Source organism: uncultured Marinococcus sp., from assembly GCF_947493875.1.
GTDB lineage: Bacteria > Bacillota > Bacilli > Bacillales > Marinococcaceae > Marinococcus.
Genome location: NZ_CANLSU010000001.1, coordinates 108,110 through 130,594 on the forward strand (window position 1 = coordinate 108,110; position 22,485 = coordinate 130,594).

Sequence of the window (22,485 nt, forward strand, 5' to 3'; positions counted from 1 at the left end):
TGTTTTCGTTATACTAAGGACGGGAATAGCAAAAAAGATAACTTTTAAGTATCCAGGAGGTATGACATGAAATCGTATCATAATTCAATACATGCACATGAACGCGCAAAAAAAGTAATGCCGGGAGGAGTCAGCAGCCCCGTACGGACCTATGAATCGGTCGGCCATCCGGCTGTTTATATGGATGAAGGCAAAGGCTCCCGTATTAAAGATATTGACGGCAATGAATACATTGATTATGTGATGTCCTGGGGGCCGCTTCTTCTCGGACACGCAAACGAGCATGTGGTCGACAGCTTAAAAATTGTGGCTGAAAAAGGCACGAGCTTCGGTGCTTCGCACGTAACAGAAGCGGGTCTGGCAGAGCTTGTCGTGGACCGCGTGCCCTCCATTGAAGTTGTCCGGATGGTGAACTCCGGCACGGAAGCGACAATGAGTGCGCTGCGCCTTGCCCGCGGGTTTACCGGCCGGGACAAAATTGTAAAAATGGAGGGCTGCTATCACGGCCACGGAGATTCTCTTCTCATTCGTGCCGGCTCCGGCGTCGCCACGCTTGGCCTGCCGGACAGCCCGGGCGTTCCTGGTTCGATTGCGCAGAATACGCTTACCGTTCCGTACAATGATCTCGACAGCCTGCAGAAGGCGTTTGATGAATACGGAGATGAAATCGCCGGTGTTATCCTCGAGCCTGTCACCGGGAATATGGGTGTGGTCACACCGGGTGAAGGATTTTTGGAAGGCGTTCGCGACATTACGAATCAGCACGGCAGTCTGCTGATTTTTGATGAAGTTATGAGCGGCTTCCGGGTGGACTATAACAGCGCCCAGGGACACTACGGGGTGACTCCGGATCTCACGTGTCTTGGAAAGGTGATCGGTGGCGGGCTTCCGGTGGGAGCCTACGGCGGCCGTGCCGATATCATGCAGCAGATTGCCCCGGACGGACCTATTTATCAGGCAGGAACCCTTTCCGGCAATCCATTGGCGATGACAGCCGGACTTGAAACACTCAGACAGGTGGACGAAAGCAGCTATGAAACGTTCCGCGCCCGGGCATCCCAGCTTGAAGAAGGGCTGAACCGTGCGGCTTCCAAGCATGGAATCCCACATCAAATCAACCGTGCCGGAGCGATGATCGGCCTGTTCTTTACCGATGAACCGGTAGTGGATTTTGCTTCTGCGAAGAAGTCTGATCTGGGAATGTTCGCGCGTTATTTCCGTGGAATGATGGCAGAGGGAATATCCCTTCCGCCTTCGCAGTTCGAAGGCCTGTTTTTATCGACGGAGCACAGCGAAGAAGATATCGATAAAACCATTGAGGCGGCTGACCGCGTCTTTGCAAGTCTTGCTGCAAATAAAGAGCACGGGGAAGACAGTTGACGCACGCGTCCTGGTTTCGTAAAATAAAGACACTAACTCAATATTAATAATAAAAGCAGAAACAGGGAGGAGTACGCACGAAGGTCGTTGTACAGAAAAAAGGATCCAGGGCTGAGAGATTCTTTAACGACCCGTGCGGAAAGTCGCCCTCGAGCTTCTTTTCTGAACGTATACAGTAAGAAAAGACGGTAGCCACCGTTATGGGAAAGTGCCTGCTTGGCGGCAGGTATTAAGGTGGTACCGCGAAAACTCTTCGTCCTTACTTGGGATGAAGAGTTTTTTTATGAGAAGAAAGGGGATTTGTATGGGAAAACAAGAGACGGAAATGGCGAAAAAGTACGATCCGAAGGAAACAGAGAACCGCTGGTATGATTTCTGGAAAGAAACAGGTCAGTTTGAAGCAGGACAGACAGACGGCAAACCTTATACAATTGTTATTCCGCCGCCGAACGTAACCGGCCGGCTTCACCTGGGCCATGCGTGGGATACGACGCTTCAGGATATTTTAATCCGCATGAAACGCATGCAGGGCTATGACACCCTATGGCTGCCGGGGATGGACCATGCCGGCATTGCTACCCAGTCCAAGGTCGAGGCGCAGCTGAAGGAAGAAGGTACGAGCCGCTACGAGCTTGGACGGGAAGCGTTCCTGGAAAAAACGTGGGGATGGAAAGAGGAATATGCAGATTTCATCCGCAGCCAGTGGGCCAAGCTCGGACTTTCACTTGATTATTCGAGGGAGCGCTTCACGCTTGATGAAGGTCTCTCGGAAGCGGTACGGGAAGTCTTTGTTTCGTTGTATGAAAGAGAGCTTATCTACCGTGGTGAGTACATCATCAACTGGGACCCGGAAACGCAGACGGCGCTTTCGGATATCGAGGTGGAGTACAAAGAAGTACAGGGTCACTTTTACCATATGCGCTACCCGGTTAAAGGCGAAAATATCTCGATCGAAGTAGCGACGACCCGGCCGGAAACGATGCTCGGGGACACGGCAGTCGCAGTACATCCGGAGGACGGGCGCTATAAGCATCTTATCGGAAAAACGGCCGTGCTGCCGATCATCGGAAGAGAAATTCCAATTATCGCAGACGACTATGTGGACATGGATTTTGGTTCAGGGGCAGTAAAAATTACGCCTGCGCATGATCCAAACGACTTCGAAATGGGTAACCGTCATGACCTGCCGCGTGTACTTGTGATGAATGAGGACGGCAGCATGAATGGAAATGCCGGCGTCTACGAGGGCATGGACCGTTTTGCCTGCCGCCGGCAGCTGACGAAGGATCTGCAGGCAGAGGGCATTCTATTTGATATCGAAGAGCATATGCATTCTGTCGGCCATTCCGAGCGTAGCGGCGCCGTGGTTGAGCCTTATCTTTCCACGCAGTGGTTTGTAAACATGGGGCCGCTTGCGGAGCAGGCGGTAGAGCTTCAGAAGAAGGAAGAAAAAGTTACCTTTGTTCCGGAACGCTTTGAAAAGACGTATCTGCAGTGGATGGAAAACATCCGGGACTGGTGTATTTCCCGGCAGCTGTGGTGGGGGCACCGGATCCCGGCCTGGTACCATAAAGAAACAGGCGAAATTTATGTCGGACGCACGGCACCGGAAAATCCGGAGGAGTGGAAACAGGACGAGGACGTGCTTGATACATGGTTCAGCTCGGCTTTATGGCCGTTTTCGACTATGGGCTGGCCGAAAGAAAGCGCGGACTATGCGCGCTACTATCCGACGAGTGCGCTTGTCACCGGCTACGACATCATTTTCTTCTGGGTGTCCCGGATGATTTTTCAGGGTCTGGAGTTTACCGGCGAACGCCCGTTTGAGGACGTGCTTATTCACGGCCTGGTACGTGACAGCGAAGGGCGGAAAATGAGTAAATCCCTCGGCAACGGGGTGGACCCGATGGATGTTATCGATCAGTACGGGGCGGATGCTCTGCGCTTTCTGCTCGCTACAGGTACAACACCGGGCAATGATATTCGTTTCCAGTGGGAAAAGGTAGAGGCCAACTGGAATTTTGGCAATAAAATTTGGAACGCTGCCCGGTTTACGCTGATGAATGTGGAAGGGATCACGGCAGAAGATATCGAGCTCGAAGGCACAAAAACGATTGCGGACCGCTGGATTTTACACCGGCTGCAGGAAACAAAGCAGAACGCCACTCAGCTGATGGAGAAATACGAGTTTGGGGAGGCCGGAAGGACGCTCTATAACTTTATTTGGGATGACCTTTGCGACTGGTATATTGAAATGGCCAAGCTGCCGCTGTACGGTGAAGACGAACAGCCAAAACGCATGGCCCAGTCTGTGCTTGTTCATGTGTTTGATCAGACGATGCGTATGCTTCACCCGATGATGCCGTTTATCACGGAGGAAATCTGGCAGCATCTCCCTCATGAAGGAACGTCGATCATGAGTGCTTCCTGGCCGGTAGCGGATTCGCAGCTATTTGACGAGGAAGCGGTACGCGATATGGAATTAATCCAGGAGGTTATTCGTTCGGTCCGGAATACGCGGGCGGAAATGAACGTTCCACCGAGCAAAGCGGTGCCGATGAGTCTGAAGCCGTCCAACAGCCAGGCTTCGGAACGACTCGAACGGGGGCGTGACTATATTGTACGGTTTGGAAATCCGGAAACGCTGACGATCGATGCAGCAATGGAGGCTCCGGAAAAATCCATATCCCACGTATTGAGCGGGGCGGAGATCTTTCTCCCACTTGAAGGCCTGATTAATGTAGACGAAGAAATAGAGCGGCTGCAGCGGGAAAAAGACAAGCTTGATAAAGAAGTGGAACGGGTCACGAAAAAGCTGAACAACGAAGGGTTTGTCAGCAAAGCTCCTGCACACGTCGTCGAGGAAGAAAAAGAAAAACAGAAGGATTACGAACAAAAAAGAGAAAAAGTAACAGCCAGAATGGAAGAACTGCAAAAAAGCTAAGCAGCAGACGCCCCCGGCTAAGGGGGCCTGCTGCATGGCTGTTTAAAGGGAGGTCTACTTTGCACACATACAAGGAAGCAGAAGCATGGGTGCACTCACTCGAAACGTTCGGTATCCGCCCGGGACTTGACCGGATGAACATGATGCTTGAAGCTGTCGGCAATCCGGAACGCCGACTGAAGGGTATTCATATTGGCGGAACGAACGGCAAAGGATCCACCGCGGCATTTACGAGAAATATTATGACAGAAGCAGGTATTGTCTGCGGATCATTCACATCACCGTATATTCACCATTTCCGTGAGCGGATTGCCACAGACGGAGAGCCGATCAGCGAGGAGGATTTTCTGGAGCTGGCTGCCGTTCTTCGTCCGGTAGTGGAAAGCATCGCCCGCACGCCGTTTGGATCACCGACGGAGTTTGAAGTGATTACTGTTATAGCGGCAATGTATTTTGCCAGAAAAACGTTTCCGGACGTAGTAATATGGGAGGTTGGCCTTGGCGGTCGTCTGGACGCTACAAACGCCATCCACCCTATGGTGAGCATTATCACAAATATTGGACACGACCATCAGGGAATCCTCGGGGACACGCTCGAAGAAGTAGCCCGGGAAAAAGCCGGCATTATTAAAGGCGGGGTTCCTGTGGTGACATGCGAACAGAATGAGGAGCTTGCCGGCATTTTTGAGGAGGCTGCCGATTACCAGCGCTCGAAGTTTTATCAGCTTGGCAGTCAGTTTCATGTCCGCCGTCTTGAGCCGTCAGAGTCAGGAACTCGTTTTTCCTTTTATTCCCTGCTGGGGGATATGGAGGATCTCGAGGTCTCCATGCTCGGGGAGCACCAGGTGGAGAATGCGGCAGCAGCGGTAATTACAACGCGTTACCTGAAAATGTATTATGCCCTGCCTGCAGAGGATGAGCACATTCGTGCTGGTCTGAAAAAAGCAGCCTGGCCGGGGAGACTTGAAAAAGCGCCTGGCGAGGAGCACGTCTTTTTTGACGGTGCGCATAATGAAGAGGGAATGAAAAGCCTTAAAGAAGCGTTAGCCACGCATTATCCAAACGGCCGGTTTCATTTTATTGTTGGAATGAAAACGGACAAATTACAGGCACCGGTGCTCGATCAGCTGGACGGCCTGGAGATAGAATCCATCACAGCGGTACCGTTTGATTTTCCGCAGGCAGCAGCGCCGGAGGATATTGCTGAAGCGAATACAGCCGGCGTTCAAACAGCAGAAAGCTGGCAGAAGGCGTGGGAAAAAGCAGAGACAGCCCGGGATCAGGAAGACGTGATCGTGTTTGCCGGCTCCCTGTATTTCATCTCCCAACTGATGCAGGAGTGGAGTCAATAAGAAAACGACAAGCAGAAGCCGCATGCTTCTGCTTTTTTATTATTTTTTTGAGCTGATTAACGGAAAAGCATGCTATAATAAGAAAAAAATGGAAGAGGTGTTGTAATGAACGTATTGCTCGCTGTATATTTTACAGCGGCAGGGATGGTAGTGAGTTCCTTCTGTAACGCCGCAGGCATGCGAATGGCTGTTGGTGAGTCTGTATGGGCGCCCCCGTCACAGTGTCCGGTATGTGTCCAGCCAATTAAAAAAAGAGATTTAGTCCCCTGCTGTTCGTATCTGTATCTGGGCGGTAAATGCCGCTTCTGCAAAACCCGTATTTCCGCGATTTATCCTCTTATGGAAGGCGCCGGTGGTGTCTTGTTTTTCCTCGCCTACGTCCGCTTCGGACCAACTGCAGAATTCGCTGCAGCCTTACTTCTTATTTCCTACCTTTTCATTATTACTATCAGCGATATTACAGCCATGATCATCCCGAACCGGGTGTCGCTTTTGTTTTTTCTTGGAGCGGTGCTTTTAAAACTGTTCTGGCTGGAGGAGCCCGCCTGGAACGAAAGCTTCATAGGCGCACTAGCCGGCTTTTTTCTTTTATCAGCTATTATTCTGGTAACGAGAGGAGGGATGGGCGGCGGCGATCTGAAAATATTTACTGTTCTCGGATTTTTCTTTGGCCCGCATCTTCTTGCCGTAAATTTTACAGCTGCTGTATTCACTGCTTCTATTGTTATTTTTCTACTATATCCATTTAATGCTTTCAAAAAAGGAACACCGTTCCCGTTTGCCCCTGCTATCGCGGTCGGCAGCTTATTTACGTTGTTTACCGGAGAAGCATGCCTGAAATGGTACCTGGCTTTTTTATAATTCCCCGTTTCAACCCCCACATATAAAGGAGACGATCACTGATGAAATTGACTGCAATCCCTGCCGGAACAGAACTGTTCCGTCCCCGTGAGAAAATGGAACAACAAGGAGCGGAGGCGCTGACGGAGCAGGAACTGCTGGCAGTACTCCTTCGCACAGGTACAAAGCAGGCGCCGGTACTGGAGCTGGCTGCCCAGGTGATGGAACGTTTCGATGTTCTTCCCTTATTGAAAGAAGCGACCAGGGAAGAATTGATGGAAATCCCGGGTATTGGAAAAGCGAAAGCTCTGGAGCTGCAGGCTGCCCTTGAGCTGGGAAAGCGCGTCTTTCGCTATTCGTATCCGGACAGATACGTTGTGCGTTCACCTGAAGACGCGGCGGAGTATATGATGGAAGACTTGAGGTTTTTACAGCAGGAGCATTTTGTAGTACTGTGTCTGAATACTAAAAATCAAATTATTCATAAGCAGACGCTATTTATCGGCAGTTTAAATTCAAGTATTGTTCATCCACGGGAGCTGTTCAAAGAAGCGCTGCGGCGGTCCGCTGCATCAATTATCTGTCTTCACAATCATCCATCCGGCGATCCGGCGCCGAGCAGCGAGGATATTCAGGTGACTAAGCGGGTAGCAGAATGCGGCCGACTGCTTGGCATTGAACTGCTCGACCATGTAATCGTTGGTGATCAGTGCTTTGAGAGCATGAAAGAGCAGGGATTTATGTAGAACGCGAAGATGTGAAAATAAGCCTATCCTAAAAAAACAGGTGCATTGCCCCTATGTTTTTCAAATATTTTTCAGTATAATAAAAAATAGTGCATGCAGGGACAGCTGTACTTTAATGCATAATAACGGGAGAGCGTCAGAGGAACAGAAATCCTGGAGATGAAAGCATTCATCCAGGAGGACCGCTGAACGTGCCCGCTACATATGGGAATACAGGGGTGCCGTAAAGGGCATTATCCAACATAATAAATCATTAGATGCTCCAATGAATAATACCTGCTGAAAAGGACGACCGTGCATTTTGCGAGACGAGAGGAGATATACATAGATGTTTGGAACGAGAGACCTGGGGATCGATTTAGGTACGGCAAATACGCTCGTTTACGCGAGAGGTGAAGGAGTCATTCTTCGTGAGCCCTCGGTGGTAGCTATGCGGACAGACACGGGAAATATTGAAGCTGTAGGCCGCAGCGCGAAAAATATGATTGGGCGTACACCGGGCAACATTAAGGCAATACGTCCAATGAAGGACGGCGTCATTGCTGATTTTGACACAACGGCGACTATGATGGAATATTTTATTGGTCAGTCGGTCAAAAAACGTTCGATATTCTCAAGAAAGCCAAATGTGATGGTATGTGTGCCGTCAGGTATTACGGCAGTTGAAAAGAGGGCCGTCGAGGATGCAACCAAACAGGCTGGGGCAAGAGAGGCCTATACGATCGAAGAACCGTTTGCAGCAGCCATCGGAGCCGACCTTCCTGTGTGGGAGCCTACAGGAAGCATGGTTGTTGACATCGGGGGCGGAACAACAGAAGTGGCTATCATTTCTCTTGGTGGCATCGTCACGAGTCAATCGATCCGCATCGCCGGAGATGAAATGGATGAAGCGATCATTCAGTATATCCGGAAAACGTATAATGTCATGGTGGGAGAGCGGACAGCGGAAGCCATTAAGCTTGAAGTTGGTGCTGCGGCTCCTCCTGCGGAAAATGAAGACAATGATACGATGGAAATCCGCGGAAGAGATGTAGTGACCGGGCTTCCAAAAACAGTTACAATTACCTCTGAAGAGATTGCAGGGTGTCTGAAAGACACGGTCTCTACTATTATTGATACGGTGAAGAGTACCCTTGAACAGACTCCGCCGGAATTAGCAGCGGATATTATGGACCGTGGTATCCTGTTAACAGGAGGAGGAGCTCTTCTTCAGCACATTGACCGGGTTCTCAGTGAAGAAACGAACATGCCGGTATTAGTGTCGGAGGAGCCTTTGGATTGTGTGGCACTTGGTACAGGACGCGCGTTAGAAAATATTCATTTGTTCCGCTCAAAAGCAGGTATTACATCCCGCTCAGGCCGGAATGCTTAATCTATCTTTAGAGTAGGTGGGGAACCATGCCGCACTTTTTTAACAACAAGCGATTGATCATCTTGATGGTAAGCATTATTCTTCTTGTTATACTCGTAGGGTTTTCCATGAGGGAACGGGAATCGGTGCCGTGGCCTGAAGAATTCGTAAGAGACTCTGTAGGCGTTTTTCAGTCGACCATCAGCCGCCCGGCTCACTTTGCAGCTAATCGCTTCGAAGCTGTGGAAAATTTATTGGATACATACGAGGAAAATAAAACGCTTAAGCAACAGCTGGAAAAATACGCTGCCACTTCGGCAGAGCTTGAAAACACCCGTCAGGAAAATGAAACGCTCCGGGAATCGGCAGATACGCAGGAAATGCTGAGTGACTATGAAAGCCGCCAGGCGCTTGTCGTCTATCGTAATCCTGACCGCTGGACGCAGACGATCGGTATTAATCAGGGCACCCAGAACGGTATTGAACAGGATATGGCCGTGGTTACGAATGAAGGTCTTATCGGACGTGTGGCGGAGGCTTCTGAATTTTCCTCCACTGTTCAATTATTATCCGACGGGGAACGGACAAACCGTATCAGCGCCAGTGTGACTGCTGGTGATGAGACGGTTAATGCTTTCATTGAAGGATGGGATGAAGACCGGGACGGCCTTATGCTCCGGAAAATCCGCAGTGACGCAGAAATTGAAGAAGGCCAGCAGGTAGTTACCTCAGGGATGGGCGGAGCTTTTCCAAGCGGTATTCCAATCGGGGAAGTAAAAAGCATAGAACCGGATGAATACGGGTTAACGTATAACGCCCTTATTGAACCAGCGGCAGACTTCAGTGATTTAACGTACGTGAACGTTCTGGATCGGAACATTGAAGATTTGAGTGAAGAATTTCCTTCCCTCGAGGAAGACCAGGAGCAGGAGGATGAAGAGGAAGAAGCCGTGGATCCGGTCGGTGAAGAAGGCGGCGGGGGCTCATGACACGCTTTCTTATCCCCATATCGATCTTTTGTTTATTTCTTATCGAAGGAACATGGTTTGAAATTCTCTTTCCTCAGGAAAATGAAAGTGGATGGGTGTGGATGCCGAGATTTGCACTCATTGGAGTGGTTTTGACCAGCATATACCGCGGGCCGGTCGCAGGAGTGTGGGCAGGTATTTTCGTTGGTTTTCTCTATGATTTCACGTACACGCAGATTCTTGGTGTTTATACATTCTGCTTTGGCTTTATTGCGTACATGAGCTCCTACTCTCTGCCAGTGGTCCGCAACAGCTATGGTTGGCAGTGGCTTATCTTCTTCTGTGCGCTTTTTGTGTTTGAACTGCTGATCTATTTTATTTATTTTTTGTTAGGCATTGCCGAACTTTCCTTTGGAGAATTTTTAGTGAAACGGATGCTTGCTTCGTGGCTTATTAACGGGGCCGCCGCTTTGCTGCTGCTCGTTCCTTTTCGCCGTATTTTTGAATGGATTGAAGACCAGGAAAAAATCAGGCAGCGATAATTTTTTAAAAAAGAAGTGGTTTGCTGTTTATTCCTGTGAAATGAAACCGTATAATGGAAAGAACGACATTTACTAAGAATGGAGAGCGCTTAAGGGTTCAGGGGTGAAAATATGACGAATAGCAATGGAAATTATGTAACGATTAAAGGTACTAAAGAAGGTTTAACCATTGTATTAAATGATCAGTGCTCTTTTCATGAACTTCTTGAGGAATTGAAGAAGAAGATTGAACGGGAGCAGCGTTTGTTTGAAAACGGACCGCAAGTGGAAGTCCGTGTGGACGCCGGGAACCGTTATTTAAGTAAAAGTCACGAAGAAGAAATTACGGAAGTTCTGAACAAAACGGGTTCAGTACGGGTGCATGAAGTTCATTCGAACGTGATAACAAAAGATGAAGCACAAGAAGTAATTGAAAAAGCAACAGTAACGTCTGTGATACAGATTGTCCGCTCCGGACAGGTGCTCCGCAAAACAGGTGATATCCTTATTATCGGTGATGTCAATCCCGGCGGAGTGGTCGAAGCAACGGGGAACATCTATGTTATCGGTGCATTAAAAGGGATAGCCAGAGCCGGCACAGACGGAGAAAGTCATGCTGTGGTATGCGCCTCTGTGATGATCCCTAAACAAATTTCTATTTCGGACACCTATTACTACGCTCCGGAAAAGCACGAAAAGCAGGAACAGAAGCCTGCGATTGAAGGACCGGGGTATGCGTATGTCACCGGAGAAGAATACAATGCAATCGCATTCGAGGAAACAAAAATGCTCGGGCATTATTTACGCTCGGTCTCATATACATAAGCATGTCAGGCCGAAAACACCTTCCGGACACCGTTAGCCGGAATGAGAAGCATGTAAGGTCTGAAAGGAGGAACCGTTGGTGGGAGAGGCAATAGTAATTACATCCGGTAAAGGCGGAGTCGGTAAAACCACGACTTCCGCCAACATCGGTACAGCACTTGCACTGCAGGGACAAAAAGTATGTTTGATTGATACAGATATCGGGCTCCGGAATTTGGATGTCGTTATGGGCCTGGAAAACCGGATTATTTACGATCTGGTAGACGCTGCGGAAGGACGCTGCAAGGTTCAGCAGGCATTAATCCGGGATAAGAGGTTCGACTGCCTGCACCTGCTGCCGGCAGCACAAACAAAGGACAAATCTGCGGTGAATCCGGAACAAATGCAGGAAATCGTGGAAACGCTCCGCCCGGAATACGATTTTATTCTTATCGATTGCCCGGCCGGTATTGAGCAGGGATTTAAAAACGCTGTATCCGGCGCGGACAAAGCGATCGTTGTTACCACTCCGGATACGGCCGCTGTGAGAGACGCCGACCGGATCATCGGTCTGCTTGAAAACGAAGACATTGAACCTCCTAAGCTGGTGGTGAACCGGGTACGGAGTGATCTTTCCCGGGAAGGCAACGTATTGGATGTGGAAGATGTCGTAGCTACACTTGCAGTGGATCTGCTCGGCATGATTGTAGACGAAGAGCATGTGTTAAAAGCAGCACATAAAGGGGAGCCGATTGCGATGAACCCAAACAGCAGGGCTTCGCTTGGTTATCGTAATATTGCCCGCCGGCTGCTCGGGGAATCGGTGCCGCTGATGGCAGTAGAAGAAAAGAAAAGCTTTTTCTCCAAGGTAAAAAGTTTATTCGGCATAAAATCATAGCAGGCCAGGGACAGGAAGTATGCTTCCTGTCCCTTTTTTTGCAGCTGAGTCAGTTTTGTTTTCTTTAAGACTCACGTGGTATAATAATAGTGAAAGGGCATGCTGTTTTGGATCTGATTCCCGAATCGCCTGTCTTTCTTATAAAGGTTTTTACAGAATGAAAGGCTTCGAGTATCTATCCGAATGCGCGAAGGAGGAATCACTGATGACCGTTATAGAAAAGCACCCTTATCTTTCCGATGAAGAACGCCAGAAACTGGCTCTTTTAAATAAACAAATGCAGGAAGCCGCTTCCGAACAGGAGTTGAAGCGGCTTACCACACAGATCGCCCTGCTTCATGAAAAGGCGAAGGTCAGAGAAGAAAATAAGTCTAACTGAATGACTGCCATCATCATGTGGCAGTCTTTTCCTTTTGGAAAGAAATGTGCCACTGGAGGAACGTTCGATGGAATTAATTGCAAATATGAAATCCGGGGAAGCAAGAGCGGCCCTGAAACATAATGGAAGAGTGACAGAGTTCTTCTTCGAGTCCGCAATGGATGACACGGCGGCCGGAGAAATCTATAAAGGGAGAGTAGTGGATGTGCTTCCGGGCATGGATGCTGCATTTATTGATATCGGCAAAGGGAAAAAAGGATATCTGCACCGGGACAATATTATGTCGTACCGGCTGCTGAAAGAGCCGCTCGCTGAAAAAAAACAGCGGGGAATTAAAGATTTCATTAAAAAAGGGGAATATTTATTTGTGCAGGTCGTGAAGGAAGAAACGGCCAGCAAGGGTGCAAAGCTTAAAGAAAATTTATCACTGCCGGGAAAATACTGTGTGTATCTGCCGGATGAGCCGGGACTGTTTATTTCACAAAAGGTGGAGGAATCTGTTAAGGAAGAATGGCTCGAACAGGAAGAAGCGCTGCCGCTCAATGGAGACGGCCTGATTATGCGTACGGAAGGAACGACACAGTCACTGGATGTGATTAAGAAGGAAATTTTCCAGCTTCAGAGCCTGTGGCAGGATATCGTTCTTCGGGGAGAGGGTCTGTCTGCACCGGGAAAGGTATCGCAGGAGGAGCACTTTTTAACAAAATGTCTGGCTTCGGCACCTCTGGAACACGTGAAAAGGATCGCTGTGGATACAAGAGAAGCGGTGGAGACAGCAAAAGCACACTTCAGCGGATGGGAGCCGGAAAAGCGTCCGGAATTTATTCTTTTTAAGCGTCCCGAAAATATTTTTTCAAAAGAAAATGTGGAGATTGAGCTCGAGCGTGCCTTAAAGCCTGTAGCGTGGCTGAAAAGCGGGGGCTTTTTACAGATTGAAAAAACAGAAATGTGCATCACAATTGATGTGAATACGGGAAGATTTACCGGAAAACATGATCTCGAGCACACGATTGTAAAAACAAACCTTGAAGCTGCCGCAGAAGTGATGCATCAATTGCGTGTAAGAAATCTCTCCGGCATGGTAATGATTGACTTTATACGAATGAATCAAGAAAAAGACCGGCAGCATTTAATACAGGTACTGGAGGAAAAAGCCGCTGAGGATCCGCAGAAAATCCGGATTGCCGGCTTTTCCCGTCTCGGTATCGTGGAGTTGACCCGTCAGCGTTCCCGACAGAGTCTCGAGGAACACATGCTTGAACCCTTCGGAACAGAGTATGGCAAAGGATGGAGGCTGTCGGAAAAAGAACTGATGGAAAGATCAAAACGGATGCTCGGCGCCTGGATGGAGGAAGATGTGGATGCGATCGTGCTGGAGGTGCCGGACCGTCTGCTCGCCCGGGAAGGCAGAGCGTTGCATGATGACCTTCAGCAAGTAGCTCCGGGACGCTTATTTATCGTCTCTGAACCGAAGGAGCAGGAGATCGTTGTCCGCTATGCTGGAAGCCTTGAAGTGGCAGAACAAAGAAATCAGGCTTTGAAGGCTCAAATGAAGCAGCGGGGAATTGACTTTCGTTTTTAATATATGCTATTATTTGTAACGTTAGTTGTTTGGAAGCACCCAAACTACAACCGCACAATAACAGGTTTAAGCCCTGGAAAGGCACCTGTATTGGCGAGTCTAAGTGATTAGGAGGTGCAGAGATGTACGCAATTATTGAAACTGGTGGAAAACAGTTAAAAGTAGAAGAAGGCCAGACTATTTTCGTTGAAAAATTAGACGTAGAAGCTGGTAATGAAGTGACGTTCGGCAATGTAGTATTTGTCGGAGGCGACGATGTGAAAGTCGGTTCTCCTTTTGTTGAGGGAGCTAAAGTTACAGGCAAAGTCGAAAGACAGGGCCGTAACAAGAAAATCATCGTGTTCAAATTTAAAAAACGTAAAAACTACCGCCGTAAGCAGGGCCATCGTCAGCCTTACACAAAAGTTACAATCAACAGCATTGACGCGTAGTTATGATACGGGTCACTGTTAGCCGCGACGGGGCAGAGCATATTCGTTCTGTTACCATGACCGGTCATGCTGAATCAGGTCCCTACGGCTATGATCTAGTATGCGCCGGTGCCTCGGCAGTATCTTTTGGAGCTGTAAATGCAATGGCATCTCTCTGCCATACAGATCCCACAGTGGATTTAGGCACAGAAGGCGGTTATTTTCATTGCGTGCTTCCGGAAGAAAGCACCGAAGAGGATAAACGCCAGATGCAGCTGTTGGCAGAGGGCATGATTATCTCTTTGGAGACCATTGCAGAGCAGTACGGTGAATTTATATCAATTGAAGAGCATAGGAGGTGAATGTTGATGTTGAAATTAGACCTGCAGTTCTTTGCTCAGAAAAAAGGGGTAGGTAGTACAAAAAACGGTCGTGACTCCATTTCCAAGCGTTTGGGTGCCAAGCGTTCCGATGGCCAGCACGTAACCGGTGGTTCTATCCTCGTCCGCCAGCGCGGTTCGAAAATTTTCCCTGGCAATAATGTCGGTAAAGGCGGAGATGACACTCTTTTCTCCAAAATCGACGGCGTTGTGAAATTTGAGCGTGTCGGGAAAAAACGTAAACGCGTGAGCGTTTATGCAAAAGAAGCATAAGAATCGTATCCGTTTAAACAGATATTTCTGTTTAAACGGATTTTTTTATTGAAAGGGGACAAAAAAATGAAGGTAACAATTATTGGTTTTTGGCATGCCTTTCCCGAAGCAGGGGAAGCAGCCTCCGGCTATCTGCTTGAAGAGGATGGATTTGAGCTGCTGCTCGACTGCGGAAGCGGAGTGATTTCCCAGCTGCAGCATTACACAGAGCTCAGCAGCATCGATGCCGTACTGCTGTCCCATTATCATCAGGATCATGTGGGTGATTTCGGAGCTTTCCAGTACTACCGGCTGCTGGAACCTGTCCTTTGGCCAAAAAAGCAGCACGAGATGGCTGTCTATGCACACCGGGAGGATGAAGAAGGCTTTCAGCGCCTGTTTTATAAAGAAGCAGTACAGCCGATAGAATACCGGGCACAGGAGCCATTTACCGCCGGTCCTTTTACGATCACACCAGTACCGGTAAAGCACGCTGTACCGTGCTTTGGGTTCCGGATTGAAACAGCTGCCGGCAGCTTATTTTTCACCGCGGACACGTCCTACATGCCAGAGCTTGAACAGGCCGCCGCCCAAGTGGACGTGCTTTTGGCAGAATCCAGCTTTTATGCTGGCCAGGACGGCTCGTTTGCCGGTCATATGAATTCCGAGGAAGCCGCAATACTTGCCAACAATGCTGAAGCAGGAAAATTAATATTAACTCACCTGCCTCATTTCGGGGACCATGCACAGCTAAAAAGAGAAGCAGAAAATATATTTCCCGGCCCCGTGGAGCCCGCAGCAGGAGGGCTTAAAATAAATATCAGCAGGGACAGTTAATCATTTCTTTCGGGGAATGATTTTTTTGCGTTTATATGAAAGCGGTACCGCATTCGCCTTTACATATTCTTAACAATCAAACTATTTTCTCTTAACAATTAAGTCCTATACTAAGCACTGGGAGCAAAAAGAGTTGCTTTGCCATGAGTACATAAACAAAGAGGAGGAAGTTGGTTTGAACTTTAAAAAAGTATGGATGGTTCCAACATTCGCTACATTGGCAGTAGTTGCATCCGCATGTGGCGGAGGGGGAGAAGAAAGCTCCGGCAGTGGTTCAGAGGAAAGCTCGGGAAGCGGTTCCGGTTCGGAAGAAAGCTCCGGTGAGGAAGGGAGCGGGGGCTCTGGAGATATTGCTATCGACGGCTCCTCTACTGTTTTTCCAATCATGGAAGCCGTATCTGAAGAGTTTCAGCAGGAACATGGGGATATTGAAGCGCCTGTAGGTGTATCCGGTTCCGGGGGAGGATTTGAACGCTTTATTGCCGGCGAAACGGATTTGAGTAACGCTTCGCGCCCTATTGAACAGGAAGAAGAAGATGCGCTCGAAGAAGCAGGCATTGAATATACTGAGCTGGAATTAGCCTATGATGGTCTTACCGTAGCTGTGAACCCGGAAAATGATTTCGTGGATAATCTTACCTTTGAAGAACTGTCACAGATTTTCGCTGACGGAAGCGATGCCCAAAATTGGTCGGACATTCGCGACAGCTGGCCGGACGAGCCAATTGATATTTACGCTCCGGGTACAGACTCCGGCACGTATGATTTCTTCAGTGAAGAAGTGCTTGAAGAAGGCGACGTTTCTCGTGAAGCCCAGCTTTCCGAAGATGACAACGTGCTGGTAAATGGTGTAGCAGGCAGCCAGAATGCTATTGGGTTCTTTGGCTATGCATACTATGCAGAAAACCAGGATTCTCTGAAAGCAGTGCCTATCGTGCCGCAAGAGGGTGGAGATGAAGGTATTGAGCCTAGCCAGGAAACAATCAACGATCAGTCATATCCTCTTTCTCGTCCGTTGTTTACGTATGTGAAAAATGAATCCCTGCAGGAAAATGAAGACGTTGTTGAATATGTGCGCTTTTTAAATGACAATGCAGCTGATCTCGCAGAAGAAGTAGGATATGTAGCAGCACCAGAAGAAGTGTACGAAGAAAATACTCAAAAAATTGATGAAGTAGTTAATCAATAGACGAAGATGGCATGGGAAAGCGAGGGAGCATACACTCCCTTGCTTTTGTCCTTGCTTTTGAGGAATTATCTGTTAAGGGGATGTGCAGAGAATGGAAGATCGTTCAAAACTCTCGGTTAGTGAACGAATCGAACAAAGAACAAAGGGTTCGGGTTCATCGAGTTTTATGGAAAAGTTAATGCCGGTTGTTTTTTTCATTTGTGCTTTAATATCTATTCTCACTACGGTCGGTATCGTTTTTACTCTTTTATTTGAAACAGTGACGTTTTTCAGCAACGTTCCGTTTGCCGATTTTTTTGCTTCTACAGAGTGGTATCCGTTTTTTTCCGATCCGCAGTACGGCATTTGGCCTTTGGTGAACGGAACACTGATGATAGCGGGAATCGCTATGCTGGTAGCCATCCCCTTTGGTCTGGGAGCAGCCATTTATTTGAGTGAATATGCATCCGAAAAGGTTCGTAAAACAGTAAAGCCTATTCTTGAGGTATTGGCAGGCATACCGACGATTGTGTATGGCTTTTTTGCCCTCACGTTTGTTACACCAATTCTGCGCTCCATTATACCGGGGATGGACATTTATAATGCATTGAGTCCGGGGATTGTAGTAGGTGTAATGATTATTCCAATGATTGCAAGTCTATCAGAAGATGCAATGAGCTCTGTTCCGAATTCTATCCGCCAGGGTGCTTTTGCTTTAGGAGCCACCCGGATGGAAGTGACTGTAAAAGTAGTGATGCCCGCAGCATTATCAGGGATTGTTGCTTCTTTTGTTCTGGGAGTATCCCGGGCGATCGGGGAAACAATGATCGTAACGGTAGCCGGCGGGGCAAGTCCAACAATGACAGTAGATCCCACAGGAGCCGTGCAGACGATGACTGCGTACATTGTGCAGGTGACTCAGGGAGACGCAGGGTATGGCACGCCGATTTATTACAGCATCTACGCTGTCGGTATGACATTGTTCGTCTTCACGCTAATGATGAACCTGCTGGCTCACTACATTTCTCGACGATTTCGGGAGGATTACTAAATGAAATTTGCAAATACTGCAGCACAACAGAGAGTGCATGATGAAGAAGTACAGGGACTAAGCAGAAGAAATATTTGGAATAAAGTATTTAAGGGTGTCTGTTTTGCGGCTACTGCTTTTAGCATACTGATGCTTCTCGTATTGCTGATACGAATACTCACTCAAGGAATTGGCTTTCTGGACTGGGGACTTGTAGCAAATTTTGCTTCAAGAAATGCTGAGGATGCGGGATTGCTGGCGGCTTTAGCCGGGACAATCTGGCTTATGATGGTGGCGGCTCCGGTTTCTTTTATTTTGGGGGTCGGCACGGCAGTGTATCTGGAAGAATACGCACCAAGCAACAAGTTTACCAACCTGCTTCAAACGAATATTTCCAACCTTGCGGGCGTTCCCTCCGTCGTTTTCGGGCTGTTGGGGCTTACGATATTTAACCGGCTGATGGGAATGGGGGCAAGTGTGGTAGCAGGTGGTCTGACGCTTTCCCTGCTTGTTCTTCCAATTATCGTGGTGGCTTCCAGAGAGGCTATCAGCGCAGTGCCAACAGATGTTAAGCATGCCTCCTACGCGATGGGAGCAACAAAATGGCAGACAATTTTTAGAATTGTTATTCCCACAGCTCTACCAGGAGTGCTTACAGGTACGATTTTAGCTTTATCCCGGGCTATTGGGGAAACAGCGCCAATTTTAGTGCTAGGAGCCTTAACATACGTTGCCGCTACACCTTCCGGTTTACTTTCAAGTTTCACGGCAATGCCGGTACAGATATACAACTGGACTGGGCGCCCGCAACAGGAATTTCAGGATATTGCGGCAGCAGGAATTATCATTTTATTGCTGATGCTTTTATTCATGAATTCAATTGCTGTATTTATCAGAAGCAAATTCCAAAAACGATTTTAATAGAAGGAACAAAGAAAGGGGAAGCAGTATGCAGACGAAGCATGAAAACCGTTCAGTAGAAGGAAATAAAACTACAAATTCAGAGGAAAAAGCACCGCTTGCTTATAACGTAGAGCAGTTGAACCTCTGGTACGCTGACAATCACGCGCTTCAGGATATTTCCATGGAGATTCCGGAAAAATCAGTGACAGCCATTATCGGACCTTCCGGCTGCGGGAAATCGACATTCATTAAGACCTTAAACCGGATGACCGAAATGAATCCGATTGTAAAAACGAATGGCTCTATTAAATACCGGGAAAATGAGATCTTTGCAAAGAATTTTAGTGTCGAGTATCTTCGTACTAAGGTAGGTATGGTGTTTCAAAATCCAAACCCTTTTCCAAAATCGATTTATGACAACGTAACGTATGGTCCGAAGATTCATGGCATTAAGGATAAAAAGACGCTCGATGAAATTGTGGAGAAAAGCTTAAGAAAAGCAGCTATCTGGGACGAAACAAAGGATAGACTGAAAGAAAATGCTTTTGGGCTTTCGGGCGGCCAGCAGCAGCGTCTTTGTATTGCCCGCTGTCTGGCAATCGAGCCTGACATTATATTAATGGACGAGCCTACCTCTGCACTGGATCCAATTTCTACGCTGAAGATTGAGGAGCTGGTTCAGGAGCTTAAAAAAGACTATACGATTGTCATTGTTACCCACAATATGCAGCAGGCAGCTCGTATTTCAGACAGCACAGCCTTCTTTTTGAACGGTGTTATTGTAGAATATGACCAAACAGACAAAATATTTTCTTCGCCGGCGAAGAAAGAAACGGAAGATTATATTTCCGGCAGGTTCGGCTGATCCGGAAGAAAGAGGCGAATAATGGGCGTTCGAAAGGCGTACGAGCAGGATTTGACTTATTTGAAGCAGGAAATACTCTACATGGGCAAATATGTGAAGTATGCTTTCGACCAATCACTGCTCGCGTTAAAAACCAATGATAACCAGTCACTTGCCCGGGAGGTTGTTGCAGACGATAAAAATGTCAATTCCATGGAGCTGAAAATCATGGATGCGGCAACGCTGACTATTGCCAAACAGCAGCCGGTAGCTACAGACCTCCGCCGGTGCATCGTTGCTTTAAAAATGGCTAGTGACCTCGAGCGAATGGCAGATATCGCGGTGGATATTGCAAAAGCTTCAGCCAGGCTTAGTGAAAACAGAAGCCGGGAGGATATCGACCAATTAATTGATATGGCGGAAATTGCCAAGCAGATGTTTAGCCAGGCTATGGAAGCATATGAAAATCAGGAGCTGATGCATGCCCAGCGTGTTGCTTCTTTAGACGATCATGTGGACAGCAAGTACAAATCGTTTATACAGAAACAGCTTCGGCAAAGTGCTGATGAAGTACTGCTGGAAGATATTACCCAACTGTCTTTTATCGGCCGCTATATCGAGCGTTTTGCAGACCATACAACCAACCTGGCAGAATGGGTCGTCTATGAAGTGAACGGACATCATTTTGATTTAAATTAACATGTATACTAGCAAGCCTTCGCCTGGCGGCGGAGGTTTTTTTATATTACTCCGGGGCCTTTCGCACCCTTTCAGGAAATTAAGCGTTGAAAAGATAAATTTAACCTGCTCTTATCTCAAATACCTGTTCTGGTCTGTCGATATAAAAAGGGAAGAGGCAGCAGCGCACTATTAACCAGTGTTGAGTTCAAAAGGCGGAGGTACGGGCATGAGCCATACAGAATATTTGGATATGTTTATTGAAGAAAGCCAGGAGCACATTCAGGCGATTAACGTTCATCTGCTGGAGCTGGAAAAGCAGCCGGAGGATGAAACCATCATCGGGGAAATTTTTCGTTCGGCCCATACCATGAAAGGCATGGCCGGAACGATGGGATATGAGGACTTAACGAATGTTACGCACGCTCTCGAAAATGTTCTTGACCAAATGCGTGAAAAAACGAGACTCGCAGATGCGGAAACAATGGATGTACTGCTTGAAGCAGCAGATGTTGCCGAAGAGATTGTAGAGGATATTGCTTCTGGCGGTGAGGGGAAAAAGGATATACAGACTATTACGGCCAAGCTGCTTGGCCAAAGTACCAGGTCCGGGGCAGAAGAGGGGAAAACAAAAGAAATAAACAGCATAGGCATGGACTGGAATGAATACGACCGGACAGTGATCACCCAGTCCGTGGAAAGTGGTATGCAGGGATATATGGTGCAAGTCACCCTTGAGGAAAACGCCATGTTAAAAGCAGCACGTGCCTATATGGTATTTGAAGCTCTTGAAGCAGACGGCCACATTATTAAATCAGTGCCGGAGGCTTCAGATATTGAAGCGGAACGGTTTGATAATGAATTTACCGCAGCAGTAGTAACGACCGCTGCCAAAGAAGATCTGGTGAACCGCGTGGCTTCTATTTCGGAAATTAAAACAGTGGCAGCAGAGGAAATTGAAATCCCGGACAGCACAGACAGCGAAGAACGTTTAGAAAAAACACTGTCTCCGGAGACAAAGGAATCGAGCTCGCCGGAACGCAAACGTGCAGAAACGAACAAAACCATCCGTGTGAATATCGATCGGCTGGATAAATTGATGAACCTGTTTGAAGAGCTGGTTATCGACCGGGGACGCCTTGAGCGTATAGCCGGGGAAATAAGAAGCAGCGAGCTGACAGAAACCGTCGAAAGAATGTCACGGACAACCGGTAGCCTGCAGGAAATCATTTTACATATGCGGATGGTGCCGGTGGATCAGGTGTTCAGCCGTTTCCCAAAAATGGTGCGCAGCCTGTCGAGAGATCTTGGTAAAAGAATCGAACTTGAAGTCATTGGTGCAGAAACAGAACTTGATCGTTCTATTATTGATGAAATCGGGGATCCGCTTGTCCATCTTATAAGAAATTCAATCGATCATGGCATTGAAATGCCCGAAAAGAGAAGGCAGAACGGCAAACCGGAAGAGGGTCACGTCGAGCTGCGCGCTTATCACAGCGGCAATCATGTGTATATTGAAATTGAAGATGACGGCGGTGGAATCGATCGTGAACGTGTGCTCCAAAAGGCCGTGGAAAATGGCGTAATAGCTGCTGAAGACGCTGATACGCTGACGGATTACGACGTTCATCAATTTATTTTTTCAGCAGGCTTCAGCACCGTTGATGAAGTGACTGACCTGTCTGGACGAGGGGTCGGTCTGGACGTAGTAAAAAATACGTTTGAAGCACTTGGCGGCGTCATTAGTGTACATTCTGAAAAAGGAAAAGGCACGAGATTTAGTATTCAGCTTCCCCTGACCCTGTCGATTATTGATGTAATGCTTGTGGATGTGGGGGAAGAGCATTACGGACTGCCGCTTACTTCTATCGTAGAGACAGCAAGTATTAAGAGCAGCAGCATTTTTTATGTGCATAAACGGAAAATGATCGATTTTCGCGGAAATGTTATTCCGGTGATGTTTCTGGAGGATGTATTTGAGGTCCCGGTGGAGCGGGAATGGGAACGTGAAAATTATTCTGTCGTAGTCGTGCATAAAGGAGAAAAGATGGCTGCGCTTGTCGTCGACAGTTTTATTGGCCAGCAGGATGTTGTACTGAAGTCACTTGGCCATTACCTGCGGGACATACGTGCCATATCAGGAGCGACGATCCTGGGAGATGGTAATGTGGCATTAATTGTAGATACAAACGCTCTATTGTAAGGAGGAAGAGATATT

22 protein-coding genes and 2 other annotated features are annotated in these 22,485 nt (G+C 47.9%); all 22 genes read left to right on the top strand.

Going from position 1 to position 22,485, the window contains the following annotated elements; genetic code table 11:
* The first annotated feature begins 66 nt into the window (after positions 1–66).
* Complete coding sequence (gene hemL, locus Q0757_RS00460; RefSeq protein WP_298783588.1) at positions 67–1,380, top strand: glutamate-1-semialdehyde 2,1-aminomutase; 1,314 nt, start codon at positions 67–69, stop codon at positions 1,378–1,380.
* 49 nt (positions 1,381–1,429) lie between these two features.
* Positions 1,430–1,644, top strand: a binding site (T-box leader).
* Between the two features lie 61 nt (positions 1,645–1,705).
* Entirely contained in the window at positions 1,706–4,324 is a 2,619-nt protein-coding gene (locus Q0757_RS00465) for a valine--tRNA ligase (RefSeq protein WP_298784477.1), read from the top strand.
* 59 nt (positions 4,325–4,383) lie between these two features.
* Positions 4,384–5,676, top strand: coding sequence for a folylpolyglutamate synthase/dihydrofolate synthase family protein (locus Q0757_RS00470; RefSeq protein WP_298783590.1), 1,293 nt, complete (start codon positions 4,384–4,386; stop codon positions 5,674–5,676).
* Positions 5,677–5,781: 105 nt separating this feature from the next.
* A complete protein-coding gene (locus Q0757_RS00475; RefSeq protein ID WP_298783592.1) occupies positions 5,782–6,537 on the top strand; it encodes an A24 family peptidase in 756 nt (251 codons plus the stop codon).
* Positions 6,538–6,578: 41 nt separating this feature from the next.
* Positions 6,579–7,262 carry a DNA repair protein RadC gene (gene radC, locus Q0757_RS00480; RefSeq protein WP_298783593.1) on the top strand — a complete coding sequence of 228 codons (684 nt, stop codon included), beginning with the start codon at positions 6,579–6,581 and terminating at the stop codon, positions 7,260–7,262.
* Positions 7,263–7,590: 328 nt separating this feature from the next.
* A complete protein-coding gene (locus Q0757_RS00485; RefSeq protein WP_298783595.1) occupies positions 7,591–8,634 on the top strand; it encodes a rod shape-determining protein in 1,044 nt (347 codons plus the stop codon).
* 26 nt (positions 8,635–8,660) lie between these two features.
* On the top strand, positions 8,661–9,602 hold the full coding sequence (gene mreC, locus Q0757_RS00490) for a rod shape-determining protein MreC (protein WP_298783597.1): 942 nt from the start codon (positions 8,661–8,663) through the stop codon (positions 9,600–9,602).
* Positions 9,599–10,123, top strand: a complete 525-nt coding sequence (gene mreD, locus Q0757_RS00495; RefSeq protein WP_298783599.1) for a rod shape-determining protein MreD — start codon at positions 9,599–9,601, stop codon at positions 10,121–10,123. Before mreC ends, mreD begins: the two co-directional genes overlap by 4 nt.
* 111 nt (positions 10,124–10,234) lie before the next feature.
* A complete protein-coding gene (gene minC, locus Q0757_RS00500; protein ID WP_298783601.1) occupies positions 10,235–10,927 on the top strand; it encodes a septum site-determining protein MinC in 693 nt (230 codons plus the stop codon).
* A 79-nt stretch (positions 10,928–11,006) separates the two neighbouring features.
* Complete coding sequence (minD, locus tag Q0757_RS00505; protein WP_298783604.1) at positions 11,007–11,804, top strand: septum site-determining protein MinD; 798 nt, start codon at positions 11,007–11,009, stop codon at positions 11,802–11,804.
* A 205-nt stretch (positions 11,805–12,009) separates the two neighbouring features.
* Positions 12,010–12,183 (top strand): hypothetical protein, encoded by a 174-nt coding sequence (locus Q0757_RS00510; protein WP_022793174.1) that lies wholly within the window; start codon positions 12,010–12,012, stop codon positions 12,181–12,183.
* A gap of 67 nt (positions 12,184–12,250) precedes the next feature.
* A complete protein-coding gene (locus tag Q0757_RS00515) occupies positions 12,251–13,765 on the top strand; it encodes an Rne/Rng family ribonuclease (RefSeq protein WP_298783608.1) in 1,515 nt (504 codons plus the stop codon).
* Positions 13,766–13,803: 38 nt separating this feature from the next.
* Positions 13,804–13,876 (top strand) — a sequence feature (ribosomal protein L21 leader region).
* 11 nt (positions 13,877–13,887) lie between these two features.
* Positions 13,888–14,196, top strand: coding sequence for a 50S ribosomal protein L21 (rplU, locus tag Q0757_RS00520; protein WP_298783610.1), 309 nt, complete (start codon positions 13,888–13,890; stop codon positions 14,194–14,196).
* A gap of 2 nt (positions 14,197–14,198) precedes the next feature.
* Complete coding sequence (locus Q0757_RS00525; protein WP_298783611.1) at positions 14,199–14,537, top strand: ribosomal-processing cysteine protease Prp; 339 nt, start codon at positions 14,199–14,201, stop codon at positions 14,535–14,537.
* A gap of 6 nt (positions 14,538–14,543) precedes the next feature.
* A complete protein-coding gene (gene rpmA / locus Q0757_RS00530) occupies positions 14,544–14,828 on the top strand; it encodes a 50S ribosomal protein L27 (protein ID WP_298783613.1) in 285 nt (94 codons plus the stop codon).
* Positions 14,829–14,894: 66 nt separating this feature from the next.
* Positions 14,895–15,644, top strand: a complete 750-nt coding sequence (locus Q0757_RS00535) for an MBL fold metallo-hydrolase (protein ID WP_298783615.1) — start codon at positions 14,895–14,897, stop codon at positions 15,642–15,644.
* Between the two features lie 175 nt (positions 15,645–15,819).
* Positions 15,820–16,833 (top strand): PstS family phosphate ABC transporter substrate-binding protein, encoded by a 1,014-nt coding sequence (locus tag Q0757_RS00540; protein ID WP_298783621.1) that lies wholly within the window; start codon positions 15,820–15,822, stop codon positions 16,831–16,833.
* A 91-nt stretch (positions 16,834–16,924) separates the two neighbouring features.
* Positions 16,925–17,863 carry a phosphate ABC transporter permease subunit PstC gene (gene pstC / locus Q0757_RS00545; protein WP_298783623.1) on the top strand — a complete coding sequence of 313 codons (939 nt, stop codon included), beginning with the start codon at positions 16,925–16,927 and terminating at the stop codon, positions 17,861–17,863.
* Positions 17,864–18,763, top strand: a complete 900-nt coding sequence (pstA, locus tag Q0757_RS00550; protein WP_298783624.1) for a phosphate ABC transporter permease PstA — start codon at positions 17,864–17,866, stop codon at positions 18,761–18,763.
* A gap of 28 nt (positions 18,764–18,791) precedes the next feature.
* On the top strand, positions 18,792–19,610 hold the full coding sequence (gene pstB, locus Q0757_RS00555; protein ID WP_298783626.1) for a phosphate ABC transporter ATP-binding protein PstB: 819 nt from the start codon (positions 18,792–18,794) through the stop codon (positions 19,608–19,610).
* A gap of 21 nt (positions 19,611–19,631) precedes the next feature.
* Entirely contained in the window at positions 19,632–20,288 is a 657-nt protein-coding gene (gene phoU / locus Q0757_RS00560; protein WP_298783628.1) for a phosphate signaling complex protein PhoU, read from the top strand.
* Between the two features lie 208 nt (positions 20,289–20,496).
* Complete coding sequence (locus Q0757_RS00565) at positions 20,497–22,470, top strand: chemotaxis protein CheA (RefSeq protein WP_298783630.1); 1,974 nt, start codon at positions 20,497–20,499, stop codon at positions 22,468–22,470.
* The last annotated feature ends 15 nt before the right edge of the window (positions 22,471–22,485 follow it).

Bases quoted from the DNA above. Each gene is read 5' to 3' on its own strand.
- hemL (WP_298783588.1), top strand. From the start codon at position 67: ATGAAATCGTATCATAATTCAATACATGCACATGAACGCGCAAAAAAA.
- Q0757_RS00565 (WP_298783630.1), top strand. From the start codon at position 20,497: ATGAGCCATACAGAATATTTGGATATGTTTATTGAAGAAAGCCAGGAG.
- Q0757_RS00485 (WP_298783595.1), top strand. From the start codon at position 7,591: ATGTTTGGAACGAGAGACCTGGGGATCGATTTAGGTACGGCAAATACG.
- radC (WP_298783593.1), top strand. From the start codon at position 6,579: ATGAAATTGACTGCAATCCCTGCCGGAACAGAACTGTTCCGTCCCCGT.
- Q0757_RS00475 (WP_298783592.1), top strand. From the start codon at position 5,782: ATGAACGTATTGCTCGCTGTATATTTTACAGCGGCAGGGATGGTAGTG.
- pstB (WP_298783626.1), top strand. From the start codon at position 18,792: ATGCAGACGAAGCATGAAAACCGTTCAGTAGAAGGAAATAAAACTACA.
- pstA (WP_298783624.1), top strand. From the start codon at position 17,864: ATGAAATTTGCAAATACTGCAGCACAACAGAGAGTGCATGATGAAGAA.
- Q0757_RS00465 (WP_298784477.1), top strand. From the start codon at position 1,706: ATGGCGAAAAAGTACGATCCGAAGGAAACAGAGAACCGCTGGTATGAT.
- Q0757_RS00525 (WP_298783611.1), top strand. From the start codon at position 14,199: ATGATACGGGTCACTGTTAGCCGCGACGGGGCAGAGCATATTCGTTCT.
- rpmA (WP_298783613.1), top strand. From the start codon at position 14,544: ATGTTGAAATTAGACCTGCAGTTCTTTGCTCAGAAAAAAGGGGTAGGT.
- mreC (WP_298783597.1), top strand. From the start codon at position 8,661: ATGCCGCACTTTTTTAACAACAAGCGATTGATCATCTTGATGGTAAGC.
- mreD (WP_298783599.1), top strand. From the start codon at position 9,599: ATGACACGCTTTCTTATCCCCATATCGATCTTTTGTTTATTTCTTATC.
- Q0757_RS00515 (WP_298783608.1), top strand. From the start codon at position 12,251: ATGGAATTAATTGCAAATATGAAATCCGGGGAAGCAAGAGCGGCCCTG.
- phoU (WP_298783628.1), top strand. From the start codon at position 19,632: ATGGGCGTTCGAAAGGCGTACGAGCAGGATTTGACTTATTTGAAGCAG.
- pstC (WP_298783623.1), top strand. From the start codon at position 16,925: ATGGAAGATCGTTCAAAACTCTCGGTTAGTGAACGAATCGAACAAAGA.
- Q0757_RS00535 (WP_298783615.1), top strand. From the start codon at position 14,895: ATGAAGGTAACAATTATTGGTTTTTGGCATGCCTTTCCCGAAGCAGGG.
- minC (WP_298783601.1), top strand. From the start codon at position 10,235: ATGACGAATAGCAATGGAAATTATGTAACGATTAAAGGTACTAAAGAA.
- Q0757_RS00510 (WP_022793174.1), top strand. From the start codon at position 12,010: ATGACCGTTATAGAAAAGCACCCTTATCTTTCCGATGAAGAACGCCAG.
- rplU (WP_298783610.1), top strand. From the start codon at position 13,888: ATGTACGCAATTATTGAAACTGGTGGAAAACAGTTAAAAGTAGAAGAA.